Origin of the sequence: Streptomyces sp. NPDC046831 (genome assembly GCF_040645305.1) — a bacterium.
In the GTDB taxonomy this organism is placed as follows: domain Bacteria; phylum Actinomycetota; class Actinomycetes; order Streptomycetales; family Streptomycetaceae; genus Streptomyces.
Map to the genome: position 1 here is coordinate 18,978 of NZ_JBEYXZ010000044.1, position 15,342 is coordinate 34,319.

General features: G+C 69.0%; 8 protein-coding genes and 1 pseudogene. 5 read left to right on the plus strand and 4 right to left on the minus strand.

Annotated elements, in window-relative coordinates; genetic code table 11:
• The first annotated feature begins 10 nt into the window (after positions 1-10).
• The 3 genes from ABZ920_RS27495 to ABZ920_RS27505 all read left to right on the plus strand — a co-directional run bounded on the left by ABZ920_RS27495 (position 11) and on the right by ABZ920_RS27505 (position 4,350).
• Complete coding sequence (locus ABZ920_RS27495; RefSeq protein ID WP_361510442.1) at positions 11-661, plus strand: hypothetical protein; 651 nt, start codon at positions 11-13, stop codon at positions 659-661.
• 166 nt (positions 662-827) lie between these two features.
• On the plus strand, positions 828-1,163 hold the full coding sequence (locus ABZ920_RS27500) for a hypothetical protein (protein WP_361510445.1): 336 nt from the start codon (positions 828-830) through the stop codon (positions 1,161-1,163).
• A complete protein-coding gene (locus ABZ920_RS27505; protein ID WP_361510448.1) occupies positions 1,147-4,350 on the plus strand; it encodes a CHAT domain-containing protein in 3,204 nt (1,067 codons plus the stop codon). The genes ABZ920_RS27500 and ABZ920_RS27505 overlap by 17 nt, the downstream gene beginning before the upstream one ends.
• Before the next feature lie 27 nt (positions 4,351-4,377).
• Here ABZ920_RS27505 and ABZ920_RS27510 read toward each other — a convergent pair.
• Both ABZ920_RS27510 and ABZ920_RS27515 read right to left on the minus strand, forming a co-directional pair.
• Positions 4,378-4,899 (minus strand): annotated as a pseudogene (locus ABZ920_RS27510) (IS5 family transposase); the annotation flags it as partial.
• A 235-nt stretch (positions 4,900-5,134) separates the two neighbouring features.
• The gene (locus ABZ920_RS27515) at positions 5,135-9,934 is read right to left on the minus strand and encodes a CHAT domain-containing protein (protein ID WP_361510451.1); all 4,800 of its coding nucleotides are present in this window, start codon (positions 9,932-9,934) and stop codon (positions 5,135-5,137) included.
• A gap of 167 nt (positions 9,935-10,101) precedes the next feature.
• Between ABZ920_RS27515 and ABZ920_RS27520 the strand changes: the two genes are divergently transcribed.
• The gene (locus ABZ920_RS27520) at positions 10,102-10,365 is read left to right on the plus strand and encodes a hypothetical protein (protein ID WP_361510453.1); all 264 of its coding nucleotides are present in this window, start codon (positions 10,102-10,104) and stop codon (positions 10,363-10,365) included.
• Between the two features lie 575 nt (positions 10,366-10,940).
• Here ABZ920_RS27520 and ABZ920_RS27525 read toward each other — a convergent pair.
• Both ABZ920_RS27525 and ABZ920_RS27530 read right to left on the minus strand, forming a co-directional pair.
• Positions 10,941-11,810: an acyl-CoA thioesterase II gene (locus ABZ920_RS27525; RefSeq protein WP_361510456.1), complete on the minus strand. Its 870-nt coding sequence runs from the start codon at positions 11,808-11,810 to the stop codon at positions 10,941-10,943.
• A 19-nt stretch (positions 11,811-11,829) separates the two neighbouring features.
• A complete protein-coding gene (locus ABZ920_RS27530) occupies positions 11,830-14,343 on the minus strand; it encodes a DUF3516 domain-containing protein (RefSeq protein ID WP_361510459.1) in 2,514 nt (837 codons plus the stop codon).
• Positions 14,344-14,488: 145 nt separating this feature from the next.
• On the opposite strand from ABZ920_RS27530, the gene ABZ920_RS27535 reads away from it, so the two are divergent.
• Positions 14,489-15,283, plus strand: coding sequence for a metal-dependent hydrolase (locus ABZ920_RS27535; protein ID WP_361510462.1), 795 nt, complete (start codon positions 14,489-14,491; stop codon positions 15,281-15,283).
• Positions 15,284-15,342 lie beyond the last annotated feature (59 nt).

Here is a 15,342-nt window from a genome sequence, read left to right on the forward strand (position 1 = left end):
TGACCACGGGGTGGGGCCGTTCCATAGGCCCCATCACTACATCTGCGACCTGGTTGTCCTGGCACCCCTGGTGACGGGCACCGCGACCAAGCAGGGGAAGAGCGGGTCCGCCCAGGTCCAGGGCATCTTCACACAGCGGGAACGAACGGTCTCGGCCTTCGGTGATTCCGCGGTGAAAGGCCGGCTGGCGCTCACTTTCACACAGTCGGGCGGAGAGCTCGTGGCGGACTTCGACTCCAACCACTGGGGTTCGATGCCCAGGATCGTCGACTCACTCATGGAGACGTTCAGCACCTATCAGTCCAAGGACCTGCTGCGCCATCTCGCACGGGTCATTGTCGACGCCCCCGGGGACCTGGAGGACACCCGGGCAATCTGCGACGGCCTCGCCATGCGCCGCGGCCCACAGGACCGGTTGCGGTATGCCGAAGAACTGTGGAACCAGTCCCGGCTGCTTCTGCTGCTCGGGGATACGAGCCAGGCGGCGGCCTGTGCTGTGCGCGGCGCCGAGAGCGCCCGTCGATCCGGCCTCGAGCCCGGCGCCGACATGGCGGCGTCGGGCGCGGCACTCGCCTCCGCACTCGAAAGAAGCCGGTGTGGACGAGCAGCTCGCCAAGTCGTGGACGCGGGGGGCTGGGGACCCACGACGGACAGCCACTGACCGATCACCTAGGTGCGCCCTGTCGCGGATGGCCCCTCTGCACGCTCGCCGTCGTGCTCCGCCTGGAATCCGAACGCACCGGAGATCCAGCGCGGTGGACGCCAGGGCCACCCTCGGACGGGTGAGGCAAGAGCGGACAGGACACGAGGGGACAGGACACGAGCGGATGGGACAACAGAGGGAACCCATGGACTTCCACGACCTGCAGGTCATGCTGACGACCTTGGTGCGTCTTCCAACGGTGGACGACCAGGCCGAGTTCGTACGCACCCACCCGGCCCTGCAGACTCCCGCCCGCGACCCTGTGCTCAGCGGGATGTACGGCCACGCCCGACAGCAAGGAGACGACCGCCTCCAAGCGAGCGTGGAGCAGGTGATGAAACTGCTCGACCTCGCCGACCAGTTCGGTCTCAACCTGGCCGCGTCACTCGTCAAGGCGGGCCCAGGACAGGGGATGATCATCGGCGACACGGCCGTACCTCTCGATGACGACGCCTCCTGATCCCCGGCAGCTCGCCGTCGTCGCCTCCTTCGTGCGACGGTTTCGAGCCGGAGCCGCCGGCGTCGCCCGACCGGACGACGAGGTCCGGGAAGCCGCGAGAATCCTGGCGGCCGCGCATCCCCTTCCGCCGGACGTCGCCCAACTGCTGGGCTGGTACCACTGGGCCTGCTACCGCGCGGTGCCCCCGAACCCGGCGGGCAACGCGGACCTGGACTCCGCCTTGAGCTGCTTCGAGGCCGCCGGAGAGGCCGTGCTGTCTGACGGCGGACTACCCGCACTCGTACGGGATCACCTTCTCGCGTCCCGCAGGAGCCAACCCAGCACGGATCCGCCGCTCGATGTGCGCGTCCAGGCTATCGACCACCTCCTCCACGGCGCGGCCGCGCGAGGCGACGCCGGCATGGCCCGGCAGGCAGTGCGTCTGGCGAAACAGTGCCTGGACGGCCTCGGCGAGACCCAACCGGGCCGGGCCGAGATCCTCATCCGTGTCTCGCTCGCCTGTGCCTGGATGTTCAGGGCCGGTGGCGGCAGGGAAGCCGTGGACCAAGCCGTGGCGGAAGCGAGGAACGCGGTCAGCGCCGCACCCGAGGACGTCCTTCTCCGACGGAAGGCCTCCCTTGCTCTGGCGTCGGCCCTGGAGCAGCGCTTCGACGAGTTCAGGACCATGGGCGACCTCAGCGAGGCCATCGCGATCTGCCGCGGCCACGCGAAATCACCTGAAGGGGACCTTGTCGGCCGAAGCCACCGGAGCCTGCTCGCCGAGTGCCTCCAACTCAAGTACGAGACCACTGCCGACGAGCGCGACGTCGGCGAGGCCAAGGAACACCTGGAACACCTGCTGGCCACGGACGGCTCCGATGGGGCTTCGCACGCCATGTACCGGTCGTCCCTGGCGGCGCTACACCTGGCCCAGTACGAGCGGACAGGCGCAGTGGAACATCTGAACGAGTCGACTACCCACTCCCGGCGAGCCCTCGCTGCCGCCGAGCCGGCGCAGCCCGAACGCACCGAGATGCTCGAACGGCTTTCCCTCGCGCTGCAAGCCCGCTTCGAACGGACCGGCGACCCGGAAACCCTCGACGAGGCGATCGACGTGGGCGAGAAGGCCGTACGGCTGTCACGCCCGGGCGAGCGGCGCCACACGCGGTACCTCTACGGCCTGCTGATGGCCTTGCGCCTACGCCATGACCTGGCGGGGGATCCGCGCGACCTGGACAGGGCCATCGCCCTCGGAAGGACCGCACAGGAGCTCGGGTCGGCAGGCAACCAGACGGCTCTGCTCGCGCACCAACTGGGCATCGCCCTTCGGCGCAGGCACGAACGCCGCCACGACGGCGACGATCTCGACGAGGCCCTCCGGCTCGCGCGACTCGCCTGCGATGAGACGCAGGGCACCCCGAGGGGAAAGGCCGCGGCACTGAACAGCCTCGCCCACGGACTTCGCGTGCGCGAGCCTGACACCGCGGCACACACCTACGAGCGTGCGCTGGAACTGCTCGGGCCTGCGGATCCGGCAAGGGCCGCCGCCCTGGTGGGCCTGGGCGAGGTACGGCAACGGACGGGGCGGGATGGGGGCCCGGCCTTCCGGAAGGCCGCCAACATCACCGCGGCGACGACGTCCATCCGGCTCCGGGCCGCCCAGCATTGGCGGGACGCCTCGATCGCACACCGCGACTGGCCGGATGCCCTCGACGCCGCCGCCACGGCCGTGGAACTCCTTCCGCGGCTGGCAGGGATCGAGCTGTTGCGCAAGGACCAGGAGGAGGAGCTCGCCGCCCAGTCCGGACTCGCGTCCACCGCCGCTGCAGTGGCCCTGCAGGCCGGTGACGTCGGTGCGGCCGCCATGATGCTGGAGCAGGGCCGTGGCGTTCTGCTCTCCAGGGCGCTGGACGCCCGTACCGATCTCACGGCGCTGCGGGAACGGGACGAGGGGCTGGCTGCCGAGTTCGCGGCGCTGTGCCGCGCACTGGACACGGGAGGCCGGGAGCATTGGTCCGGCACGGGTACCGACCTCGCGGACCACCGTCACCATCTTGCGGGGGCATGGGATCAGATTCTGGAACGGATCCGGGAAGTCCCCGGATTCAGGGACTTCCTCAAACCTCTGTCTCTGGAAAAGATCACGGCCGCCGCTGTCCACGGACCGATTGCCATGGTGAATGTGCATCACATTCGATCCGACGCGCTCGTCGTCAAGCCGGAAGGCATCAGGCACGTTTCCCTGCCACGGCTGACACCCGAATCGGTGAGGCAGTGGGTCACAGCACTCCTCGCTTCCGGTGACGAGGACCGGGAACAACGGCTCCTCGGCATGCTGGGCTGGCTGTGGGACACGGTGGCGGGCCCTGTGCTCGAGGCCGCCGGCATCGTTGCAGCCGCCGTCCCGGAGGGTTCGGCGACCGACCCGGTCAGCAGGCTCTGGTGGTGCCCTACCGGACTGCTCTCGCTGCTGCCCCTGCACGCCGCCGGGCACCACCGCACGCGGTCCGACGCCGTGCCCATGACGGTGATGGACAGGACGGTCTCCTCGTACACGCCGACCATCAGGGCACTCCTCCACGCACGCCGACCTGCCGCACAGGGACAACCGAGCTGGGCGGGCCGTGTCTTCGCCGTCGTTATGCCCCGCACCCCCGCTGAGGCGAACATCCCCGGGGCCCGGCGCGAAGCCCGTCTGCTGACAGAGAGGTTCGGGACGCGAGCGGAGATTCGCGAAGGAGCAGAGAATCTCCATGCAGCGGTGCTGAGCGCGTTGCCGCGCTTTCCCTGGGCACACTTCAGCTGCCATGGCGTCAGTGACGCTCAGAGCCCCTCCAGGAGCCGACTCCTTTTGTACGACCACAGCGAGCGCCCCTTCACCGTGACGGACGTAGCGCGCCTTCGGCTCGGGCACGCGGAACTGGCGTTCCTCTCCGCCTGTTCCACCGCGCGCTCCGGAACGGCCCTGGCGGACGAGGCCATCCAACTCGTATCGGCCTTTCAGCTGGCCGGCTACCGGCACGCCATCGGCACGCTCTGGGAGATCGGCGACGGGTCGGCGGTCCGTATCGCGACGGACGTCTACACCGCGCTGGCACCCGATGCGCGCAATGCCGCGCTCGCCCTCCACAAGGCGCTCCTGCGACGCCGCACGAACGCCGAGAATACCCCGTCCGTCTGGGCCGCCCATCTGCACAGTGGTGCGTGAGGGCATGATCTGGCGAACACCATCCATGTCCAGGAGCCGGGTGCCGGCGACGGAGTCCTGCGCGCTCGCAGCGGTGACCAGCACGGCAAGCAGGAGACCGAGGGGGTCGGTGATGATGTTCCGCTTTCTGCCCACGATCCTCTTCCCGGCGTCGACGCCCTGGCCGGCGGCGGGCACGCCGGTGGAGGTCTTGACGCTCTGGGCTTCGATCACACAGGCCGATGGCTCAGCGTCCCGTCCCTCCTTCTCCCGCAGCAGCCGCCTGAGCAGGCCGTTGAGCTGAGCGAACACGCCTTCCTGCTGTCACTTGGCGAAGTACCCGTAGACCGTGTTCGAGTGCGGGAAGTCGTGCGGAAGGTGGCGCCACTGCACGCCGGTGCGGTCCACATACAAGATCGCGTCCATGATGTCGCGCAGATCGTGCTCGGGCGGTCGGCCGAAGCCCAGGGCCCTGCCGCGGCGCTCAAAGCGCCGGGCCGAGAGCACCGGCTCGATCAACTTCCAGCGGGCATCGGACAGATTACTCGGATACGGGCGTCGCGTCGGCATGCCTCCGGCGTATCGCCACGGCCCCGAGTGCGACCAGGCGCACAGCAGTGGCGACAGAAGCACACAGCCAGGAAGACCGGGCGTCCTGGGATGAGACAGGAACAAGCCACATACCGCCCCACCAGTCACCCCGCCCGGCACACAGGCCCCGACCACAGCCGGCTACCTCTTTCGTACCGCAGTCTCACACTCCAGAACCGCCCTGAACGCGAGCGATAAAGACGAAAACGACCTCTCAGGCGCCGGTGTGCAGGTGGGCGGCCCAGGTGCTGACCAACAGAGGATAGGCATCGCGGAGGGCGCGCTGGGCCTTGTGCAGTGCCAGAGCCATGTCGCCGGGTTGGGGGCCGGACTCAGCGAGATGGCCGTAGAAGGCCGTGGCGATCCGGAGGGCGGTCCTGTCGTTCACTGGCCACAGGGTGCCGATGACATGAGGGAAGCCCGCGAGTTGAAACGCCGATGTGAGATGGATGGCTTCGTCGAGCAGGGTATCGGCGGCGGTGACGGCCGTACTGCAGGCGGACAGGTAGGCGAGCCGGCCCTGTCCGAGATGGAGGGTGTTCAGACGTCGCACGCTCATGGGAGCGGAGGCGTGGTCGGCGAGGAGCAACGTGCTCTGCGAGGGATCCGTCGGATGGCACACGGCGTGGCAGGCGAAGTGGACGATCGGGTAGTCGGCAAGGTACTCCATGACCTGGACGCTCGTCGCGTCCGTAAGTCGGAGGGACGCGGGAAGCCGGGACTTCACTACGTGGGCTTCCTGATCGGCGCAGCTGAGCGGGGCGTTCATGCCGGGGGTCGTCGGCATGGAGATGATCAGCGCCTTGTCGAGTGGCCGGTGCTGGCTTCTGTCGCGCGTGCGGGAGTGGTCGAGTGCCCGGACACTGGGCGAGAAGGAGGAGACGACCCGGTCCAGTACGGTGCGGCGATCGGGGGCATCGAGGGCCTCGTCGTGATGGCCGGCTGCGTGCAGGGGGAGCTGCCCGAGCAGACCGCCCGGTATCCACCACACTCGGGGCCATGGGGCTGATGTGCGGTGCACGGAGTCGATGCCGAGGCGGTGCAGCACGGGACCGGCCGCATTGTCCCAGAGCCATGCGAGAACGGTCCGCATACGCCCTTGGGCGCCTGTGCAATCCACGGCTCTCAGCTGCGGGTCGGTGGCCTGCCTCAGTGCATGCTGGAAGGCCCGCACCTGATGTCTCACGGCATGCGGAGTCAGCGTCGGCAGCGCCAGACTCGTGATGCCGTCTTCAGTGATGATCAGGGCATCGCTGCGGTAGTCGCTCACGTTGAAGACGACGATGGGACCTTGGGCTGCCTGGGCTGCCAGCTGCCGCAGGGTCGGCGGCCGCGCGAACGAGGCGAAACCGGGCTGCCTGCGGATCTCCTGCAGCACCTCGGTGAGCTCTTCGGTCAGGCGGCGACTGTGCTGGGAGGCTCGGGTCGCTGAGCTGGTTGCTTCTCCTTCCACCTCGCCTTCGCCGTCGGGGAGATGGAGTGCGGCGCGCAGCTCTACGAAATGGTGGGCCAGTTGTGGATGGTGTTGCCGCAGGAGGGCGATGTCGCCCCGGACCTCCAGGGCCTGGCCGATCAGTACCGCACGGCCCGACTCCAGCAGGGTCAACGCCTGGTAGGCAGGCGGCTCCTGCGTGTCCGCATCCGCGGTGCGGAGCGTGAGTGCCGCGGCGTCGGCCACCAGGCCGGGGAAAGCGGACAGGGCGCTTTCCTGCAACGCGCGCGGCCGATGCCGAGGGGCCGTGTCGGGCAGCAGTCGCATCGCATGGGTGAGCAGTTGGGTGGCATCCCTGGGGCGGTCGGGGGCGCAGAGTGCGGCAGCGGATTGAGCGGCGTGAATGCGCAGGGACGGGGGCGCTGTGGGGACGGCCGCCGCCTGCGTGTACGCCTGGATCGCCGCTTCCCGGCCGGCCTCATCGCGCTCTTGTTGGTGGCGTTGGAGCAGCAGTGCGGCCAGCCGTGTCAGGTCGCAGGCGTGTGCCGCCCGCGGTACCACGGTTCCCGCTACGGCACACTGGGTAGCCTCGATGGCCGCGTCCAAGGTCGTGCTGTCCTGGGTACGTAGGTGCAGCAGTCGCAGCAGTTCTCCGAGACTTGACTGACACACTGTCCGATCGGCATCTCCCTCGGGCAGGTCGTCGATCACGGCGCGGTAGGCACGGATCAGTTCCTTCAAGTCCTCGGTGGACTGTGCGGAGTCCGGGGACCACCAGTTGATCAGTGCCCCGTACAGGTCGGCGTCGGGATGGCCCGGGAGCACGTAGGCCCGTGCCAGGTACACCTGCAGGAGGGCCGTCGCCCCGTCCTCCTCACGCCCGGTCTGTTCGAAGACGCGCCGCAGCGCGCAGGCGAGGTTGAAGTGGAGCCGGCCCCGCAGGCGGCACCGCCGGCATTGCCCACAGCCGCCGCGTGGAAGCAGCTCGCTCAGGTGTCTCAGCGAGGCGATCACGCCGGTGAGGTCCTCTTGTTCGCCCGTCCGCTCGTACCGTTGCCACAGGGCATCGGCCAGGAAGCAGTGGTGCGCGGCCCGCTCCGGGTTGTTGAAAGGGGTGGCCGCCAGTGCAGTGCGGATGGCGCGTACGGCCGCGTCGAGCTCGTGCAGGTCACCGGAGCGCTCGTAGGTGGTGAGCAGAGCGCAGGCCAGCAGTTGGTGTGTGTAGCGCGCAGGCACGGATGGCTCCGGTTCCTCGAGTGCCTTGTGCTGTGCGTCGATCAGCGTCTGGACGCGCAGCGCGCCGTACGGGCGGGCGGCGGGGTCACGGAGCTCGTGCCTGAGCGCCTCCAGTGAGGCGTCGTAGTCCAAGTGGCCGGCGGTCGTGGTTGGTAGGTTGATCGGCTGCAGAACCGCTCTGTAGGCGTTGATCAGCTCCTCTACCCCGGCCAGGCTGCCGAGGGCGGCCGGCGACTCACGCAGGACTTGCCTGAAGCGCTGCGCGTAGAGCCATCCGGGGGTCCCTGGAGGCACGTTGTCCAGAGTTTCACCCATCTGGGTCAGGAAGGGAATCAGACCTTCGTTCCAGCCGGGCGTCTTCGTATGCGCCACCCCCACTCCATCGACGAGGACGGGGTAGGGAGACTGTGGCCGGCTGTCCGCCTGCATGAAGAGCCGGTCGGTGGATGACTCATCAGGGGACGGTTTTCCTTTCGTGGCCGTGGCCGTGGCCGTGGCCCCGGCCCACGCGTCCCGCCAGTCCCGGGTGAATGTGAAGCGCCACCGGTATGCCCCACGAAGCATGTGCTCCAGCACACCGACCTGCGGGGTGCCCTCTTCGGCCCGCTGGAGGGCCGCGCTCAGTACGTCCACCGCCTCGTTCGCGTCGGACGGGTCGTTCACGGCTTCGGACCGCAACAGCAGTGCGATCCCAAGGTTTTGGGCGTGCAGCGGGTATTCCGGGTCCTCCGTGCCGCCGTCATCCAGCAGCAGCCGGTTGATGCGGATCTCCGCGTCGAGGTCCGCGGTGCTCCGCGTTAGGTGGTGTCGGAGATGATGGGCGCCGGCGAGGTCGTGCAGGAGCGAGGGACGTAAGGGGTGATCGGGCGGAGCTTCGTCGACGGCCGTCTGGGCGGCGGCCACCGCCTTATCCATGTCGTCAGGCCGGCGTCCCGACCATTGCGCCCGCTGGCCCAGGGCCGCCCCCAGATGTTTCAGGGCGTCGAGTCGTACGGTCCGACCGGGCGCCGAAGCCGCCGCAGCCGACCCGTACAGTTCGATGGCCTTGTCAAGGTCCGCTGGTAATGCCAGGCGGCTCGCCCGTGTCTGCAGGATGCGGCCGTGGAGCAGGAGAACGTCGGCGGTCGGCGGCGCGTTGGCGGGCAGGTGACGCTCGATGGTCTCGAGTAGCGTGATTGCTGCGTCGAGGTCCTTTGGCTGGCCGGTGATCTCGGAGCGGCCCGCCATGACGGTGACGAGATGGCGCAGGGAGGGAATGTACAGCGGGGACGTGATGCGGACGGTGTGGACGAGCGCGGTGAGTGCGTCGATCAGCTGGTCCAGATCGGGCAACCGTTGGTGAAGCTGGTACCGCGCGGACAACAACTCGGCCAAGGAGCTGATCTCGTCGATGCGCAGGACGTCCGGGTGGTCGACCGGGGTACGGTCGTTCAGCTCCTGGAATGCGTTGATGGCGTCCTGCAAGTCGGTGGCAGACCGGAATCGTTGGTAACGGCTGTGCAGCGCGGTGGCGAGGTCGTGGAGCCGGGACTGTCGATCGGGGGCGGACTCGTCAGCCGCCAAGGCGTTGCGCGCGGCTCGGACGGCCTCGTCGAGTTCTGTCTTCCCTGCCATGTGCGCCAGTCGCAGGCGCCGTGTCTGGCGACGCTGGAGCTCCAGCTGGGTGGCCATCGGGTGGTCTGGCGGTGTGATCCCCTGAGCCGTGCGGAACGCCTCGTCGGCCGCTTCGAGGTCCGCTGTGGCGTTATTGGCGTGAAAGCGCTCGATCAGGCAACTGGCCAGTACGGACATGCCGGGGGCTTCGTGGCCATGGCCCCGCGGAGTGGCGTTGACGACGGCGCGGCCCACGTCGATCAGGAGGTCCAACTGCTCCGGCGTATACGTTCCGCCCGCGGGCAGCACCCGGGCGATGATCTCCTCCCGAGCCCCAGGCGCCGCCAGCGCCAAGCTGCGCGCCCACAGCGACACCAGCTCGCTGGGCGGAGGACCGGCCGAACCGGCGATCGTCTCCTCCAGCCGGCCGGTCACCGACCGGAGAACGCGCGCGGCCAGGACCGGCACCACGGATGCCGGGAGGTCTTCCCGTCCAGCGACGTAGCAGGGCAACAGCAAGTCATGGGCCTTCGCGGCGTTTTCCATGGCGTCGCGCCGAGGAAGGAGGCGACTGCGGTACCAGTGGAACAACCCCAGCGTGAAGTGGCACCTGAGGTCGGCATCGGCATGGAGGAGAGCGGCCAACGCAGTCGCCTCGCACTGGGCGCGTTCGTCCAGCAGATGCGCAGGATCACCACTGGTCCGGAAGCGCTGCAACCGCGCTTCCATATCAGCGAGGAAGTCTTGTTCCACCGCCCCGTCACCCCCCGGTCACAACAATAACCAATCATTCCATGACAGGATTTGGCAGACCATCCCGCACTCAGCCCGGCTACCTTGCCCGGGGCCAGCCGGTCGTCAGCGGGATGAGATGACCCTGCCCCTGGACGAGCAGGGTCAAGGGCAGCGAGCAGCACTACTTGCCCGACAAACGAGCCTGGATCAAGATGCGTTCGCGTGTCACTGCTGAAGCCCCGGTCGGCGGGGTCACCGGGTCGCTGACATCACCGGCCACGCTGCTGCTGGCCCGCTACGACGCCGTCGGCACCCTGCGGCTGATCGCCCCCGCACCACCCCACTGGCCACCGCCCAACGGCGCGACCTCGCCCGGCAACTGCGTCCGGCCGGCCCCGACCACGTTGGCACGGGCGACGGTTCAGCGCGGGCTGGGGTACTCGCGGTGAGCTGGAGTACCACCCTGTCCGCCCCGACCTGGTGGCGAAGTTCGAGGCCGACACCGCGATCGATGAGGCCCGGTACCGTCACCCAGTGCGCTTCCTGCGGCTGCGCGACGACCTCGCCGTGCAGCAGATCCCGCCCTTCGGCAGGTGAGTGTCAAGCGCCGTGGAGGGGCGGAGGCTGTATGCGCCTGGTCCCAGCACTCAGTGGCGACGCCGACCCCGGGCAGATGCCTGGGGTCAGCGGCTGACGCGCTGTGTTCGTGTGCCCCTGTTCAGTGTCCGCTGGTGGCGAGCTCGTAGTCGCCGATCAGATCGCCGAGCAGATGGTGCAGCGCATCATCGACGCCCTCAGTGACGATCGGGAGAGCGGGGATCGGGCGAAGTGGACTAGACCACGTGTCTTCGCTGGCACACTATGGGCACAATCGCTGTGGGGTGCAACGAAACGCAATGAGACGCGGTGGGGGCACCTCGGGCCACGGCCCCTGCTTCGTTCTCGGCGAGAACGTCGTAACGGCCGGCCCGCGCAGCGTCGGACGACGCGGGGCGGGCCGACCGATGATCGGTGAAACCGCAGGTCAGTCCACCTTGCGGAACAGCCCCTCCTGCACCACGGACACGATCAGTTGCCCCTCGAGGTTGTAGATGCGGCCCCGGGCAAGGCCCCGGCCGCCAACCGCGATCGGCGACTCCTGGTCGTACAGGAACCACTCGTCCGCGCGGAACGGCCGGTGGAACCACATGGCGTGGTCCAGCGACGCCATGTCGAAACCCCGCGGGCCCCACAGCGGCTCGACCGGAATGCGCACCGCGTCCAGCAACGTCATGTCACTGGCGTACGTCAGCGCGCAGGTGTGCACCAGCGGGTCGTCGCCGAGCGGCCCGACCGCGCGCATCCACACGGCGCTGCGCGGCTCGGCGCCCTGGATCTCCTCGGGGGTCCAGCGCAGCCGGTCCACGTAGCGGATGTCGAAGGGCTGGCGGCGTGTTATGCGCTCCCACTGCTCGGGCAGCTCGCCCAGGTGCTCCCGGATCTCGTCCGTGACCGTGGGCAGCGACTCGGGGGCCGGGACCGTGCGGGCCGGCGGCAACTGGTGCTCGAAGCCGCCCTGTTCGGGCTTGTGGAAGGAGGCGGTCAGATTGAAGATCGTGCGGCCCTGCTGCACGGCGGTGACCCGGCGGGTCGTGAAGGACCGCCCGTCGCGCACGCGCTCCACCTGGTACACGATCGGCACGCCCGGCCGGCCCGGACGCAGGAAGTACGCGTGCAGGGAGTGCACCGGGCGCTCGCCGTCCGTGGTGCGGCCGGCGGCCACCAGTGCCTGCCCCGCGACCTGGCCGCCGAAGACCCGTTGCAGGGACTCCTGCGGGCTGCGGCCGCGGAATATGTTCACCTCGATCTGCTCCAGGTCGAGCAGGTCGACGAGGCTTTCGGCCGGATTCGTCATGCGGCGGCTTCTCCTGTGCTCACAACTGGCCGACATCGGTGACGCGGACGACCGCACGCCCCTCGGCGTCGGAGGCCGTGAGATCGACTTCGGCACTGATGCCCCAGTCGTGGTCACCGCTCGGATCGTCGAAGATCTGCCGCACCCGCCACAGCCCGTTCTGCGGCTCCTCCTGGATCACGAGCAGCTTGGGGCCACGCGCGTCCGGACCGGTGCCCAGGTCCTCGTACTCCTCCCAGTACTTGTCCATCGCCTGGCCCCACGCGTCGGCGTCCCACCCGGACTCGGCGTCCATCTCGCCCAGCTCCTCGATCTGGTCGAGGGCCGCCAGCTCGACCCGCCGGAACATCGCGTTGCGGACCAGGACGCGGAAGGCACGCGCGTTGGCGGTGACCGGCTTGACCTGGTCGGCCTTCTCCTGCGCCTCCTCGGCGGTCATCTCCTCCGGGTTGGCCAGCTGCTCCCACTCGTCCAGCAGGCTGGAGTCGACCTGGCGGACCATCTCCCCGAGCCAGGCGATCAGATCCTGCAGGTCCTCGGACTTCAGGTCGTCCGGGACGGTGTGCTCCAGGGCCTTGTAGGCGCTGGCGAGGTAGCGCAGCACGATGCCCTCGGTGCGGGCCAGCTCGTAGAAGGACACCAGCTCCGTGAAGGAGAGCGCCCGCTCGTACATGTCCCGGACCACGGACTTGGGCGACAGGGGATGATCACCCACCCAGGGGTGGCTCTTGCGGTACGTGTTGTAGCCGTGGAAGAGCAGCTCCTCCAGCGGTTTGGGGTAGGTGACGTCCTGGAGGCGCTCCATGCGCTCCTCGTACTCGACGCCGTCCGCCTTCATCGCGGCCACGGCCTCGCCGCGCGCCTTGTTCTGCTGGGCGACGAGGATCTGCCGCGGGTCGTCCAGCGTCGACTCCACGACCGACACCATGTCGAGCGCGTAGGACGGCGACTCCGGGTCGAGCAGTTCGAACGCGGCGAGCGCGAACGTCGACAGCGGCTGGTTGAGCGCGAAGTCCTGCTGCAGGTCGACCGTCAGGCGGACGATGCGGCCCTCGGCGTCCGGCTGGTCGAGTTTCTCCACGATGCCGCCGTCGAGCAGCGAGCGGTAGATGGCGATCGCGCGGCGGATGTGCCGGAGCTGCTGCTTGCGCGGCTCGTGGTTGTCCTCCAGCAGGTGCCGCATCGCCTCGAAGGCGTTGCCGGGCCTGGCGATCACCGACAGCAGCATGGTGTGCGTGACCCGGAAACGGGAGGTCAGCGGCTCGGGCTCGGACGCGATCAGCTTGTCGAAGGTGTGGTCCGTCCAGCCGACGAAACCCTCCGGCGCCTTCTTGCGGACGACCTTCCGGCGCTTCTTCGGGTCGTCGCCGGCCTTCGCGAGCGCCTTCTCGTTCTCGATGACGTGCTCGGGGGCCTGGGCGACGACGAAGCCCTCCGTGTCGAAGCCCGCACGCCCGGCGCGGCCGGCGATCTGGTGGAACTCACGGGCGCGCAGCGTGCGCACCCGGCTGCCGTCGTACTTGGTCAGGGCCGTGAACAGCACCGTGCGGATCGGGACGTTGACCCCGACGCCGAGCGTGTCCGTACCGCAGATCACCTTCAGCAGACCGGCCTGCGCGAGCTTCTCCACCAGGCGCCGGTACTTGGGCAGCATGCCGGCGTGGTGCACGCCGATGCCGTGCCGGACGTAGCGGGAGAGGTTGCGGCCGAACCTCGTGGTGAAGCGGAAGTTGCCGATCAGCTCGGCGATCTGGTCCTTCTCCTCACGCGAGCACATGTTGATGCTCATCAGCGCCTGCGCCCGCTCGACGGCTTGGGCCTGGGTGAAGTGGACGATGTACACCGGCGCCTGCCGGGCCTGCAGCAGGTCGGTGAGCGTCTCGGTGAGCGGGGTGCGCCGGTACTCGTACGACAGCGGCACCGGACGGGTCGCGGAACGGACCACCGCGGTCGGGCGGCCGGTACGGCGCGTGAGGTCCTTCTCGAAGAACGACACGTCACCGAGCGTGGCCGACATCAGGACGAACTGTGCTTGCGGCAGTTCCAGCAGCGGGATCTGCCAGGCCCAGCCGCGGTCCGGCTCCGCGTAGAAGTGGAACTCGTCCATGACCACCTGGCCGATGTCCGCGTGCCTGCCGTCGCGCAGCGCGATCGAGGCGAGCACCTCGGCGGTGCAGCAGATGACGGGCGCGTCGGCGTTGACGGAGGCGTCGCCGGTGAGCATGCCGACGTTCTCGGTGCCGAAGAGCTTGCACAGCTCGAAGAACTTCTCCGACACCAGCGCCTTGATCGGAGCGGTGTAGAAGGTGACCTCGTCACGGGCCAGGGCGGCGAAGTGCGCCCCCGCGGCGATCATGCTCTTGCCGGATCCGGTGGGCGTCGACACGATCACGTTCGCGCCGGAGACCACCTCGATCAGCGCCTCTTCCTGATGGGGATAGAGCGTGAGACCGCGCTCCTGGGCCCACGACTCGAAGGCTTCGTACAGGGCGTCGGGGTCGGCGGTCGGCGGCAGCTGATCGATGAGGGTCACGCCCCCATCTTGCCTGGCGACCGGACCGCGGCGGGAATCGGATGCCCGGTTGAAGATCACGACCGCTACGCTGTGTCGCCGGTACGGCATGAGCGCACCGGGCCAACTGGACAGCGGCGCACGAGAAACGGGGCGGGGAACGGTCATGATGGGACCAGCACACTCACTGTCGGGCGCCGCGGCCTGGCTCGGCGTCGGAGCGGCGGCCGCCGCGGCCGGGCACGCGATGCCCTGGCCCGTCCTGCTGTCCGGTGCGCTGATCTGCGCGGGCGCCGCGCTCGCCCCCGACCTCGATCACAAGGCCGCCACCATATCGCGCGCCTTCGGACCGCTCTCGCGCTGGCTGTGCGAGATCGTCGACAAGCTCTCCTACACCGTCTACAAGGCGACGAGGAAGCAGGGCGACCCACGCCGCTCCGGCGGACACCGCACGCTGACGCACACCTGGCTGTGGGCGGTGCTGATCGGCGCCGGCTCCTCCGCCGCGGCGGTCACCGGCGGCCGCTGGGCGGTGCTGGCCCTCCTCTTCGTGCACATGGTGCTGGCCATCGAGGGCCTGCTGTGGCGGGCGGCCCGCGGCTCCAGCAGCGACGTCCTGGTGTGGCTGCTGGCCGCTACCAGTGCCTGGATCCTCGCCGGGATCCTGGACCACCCGGGCAACGGGTCGCACTGGCTGTTCTCCGCACCGGGCCAGGACTACCTGTGGCTGGGTCTGCCGATCCTTCTGGGCGCGCTGGTGCACGACATCGGCGACGCGCTGACCGTGTCCGGCTGCCCGATCCTGTGGCCCATACCGGTGGGCCGCAAGCGCTGGTACCCCGTGGGCCCGCCGAAGGCGATGCGGTTCCGGGCGGGCAGCTGGGTCGAGCTGAAGGTGCTGATGCCGGTGTTCATGCTGCTCGGCGGCGTGGGCTGCGCGGCCGCGCTCAACTTCATCTGAGGATTCGCGACGGGCGCCCCCGCACCCGCGGTGCCGGCCGGGGACGCTCGCCGAACCCG

Coding starts and splice junctions, on each gene's coding strand:
- ABZ920_RS27535 (WP_361510462.1), top strand. CDS start 14,489: ATGATGGGACCAGCACACTCACTGTCGGGCGCCGCGGCCTGGCTCGGC.
- ABZ920_RS27525 (WP_361510456.1), bottom strand. CDS start 11,810: ATGACGAATCCGGCCGAAAGCCTCGTCGACCTGCTCGACCTGGAGCAG.
- ABZ920_RS27505 (WP_361510448.1), top strand. CDS start 1,147: ATGACGACGCCTCCTGATCCCCGGCAGCTCGCCGTCGTCGCCTCCTTC.
- ABZ920_RS27500 (WP_361510445.1), top strand. CDS start 828: ATGGGACAACAGAGGGAACCCATGGACTTCCACGACCTGCAGGTCATG.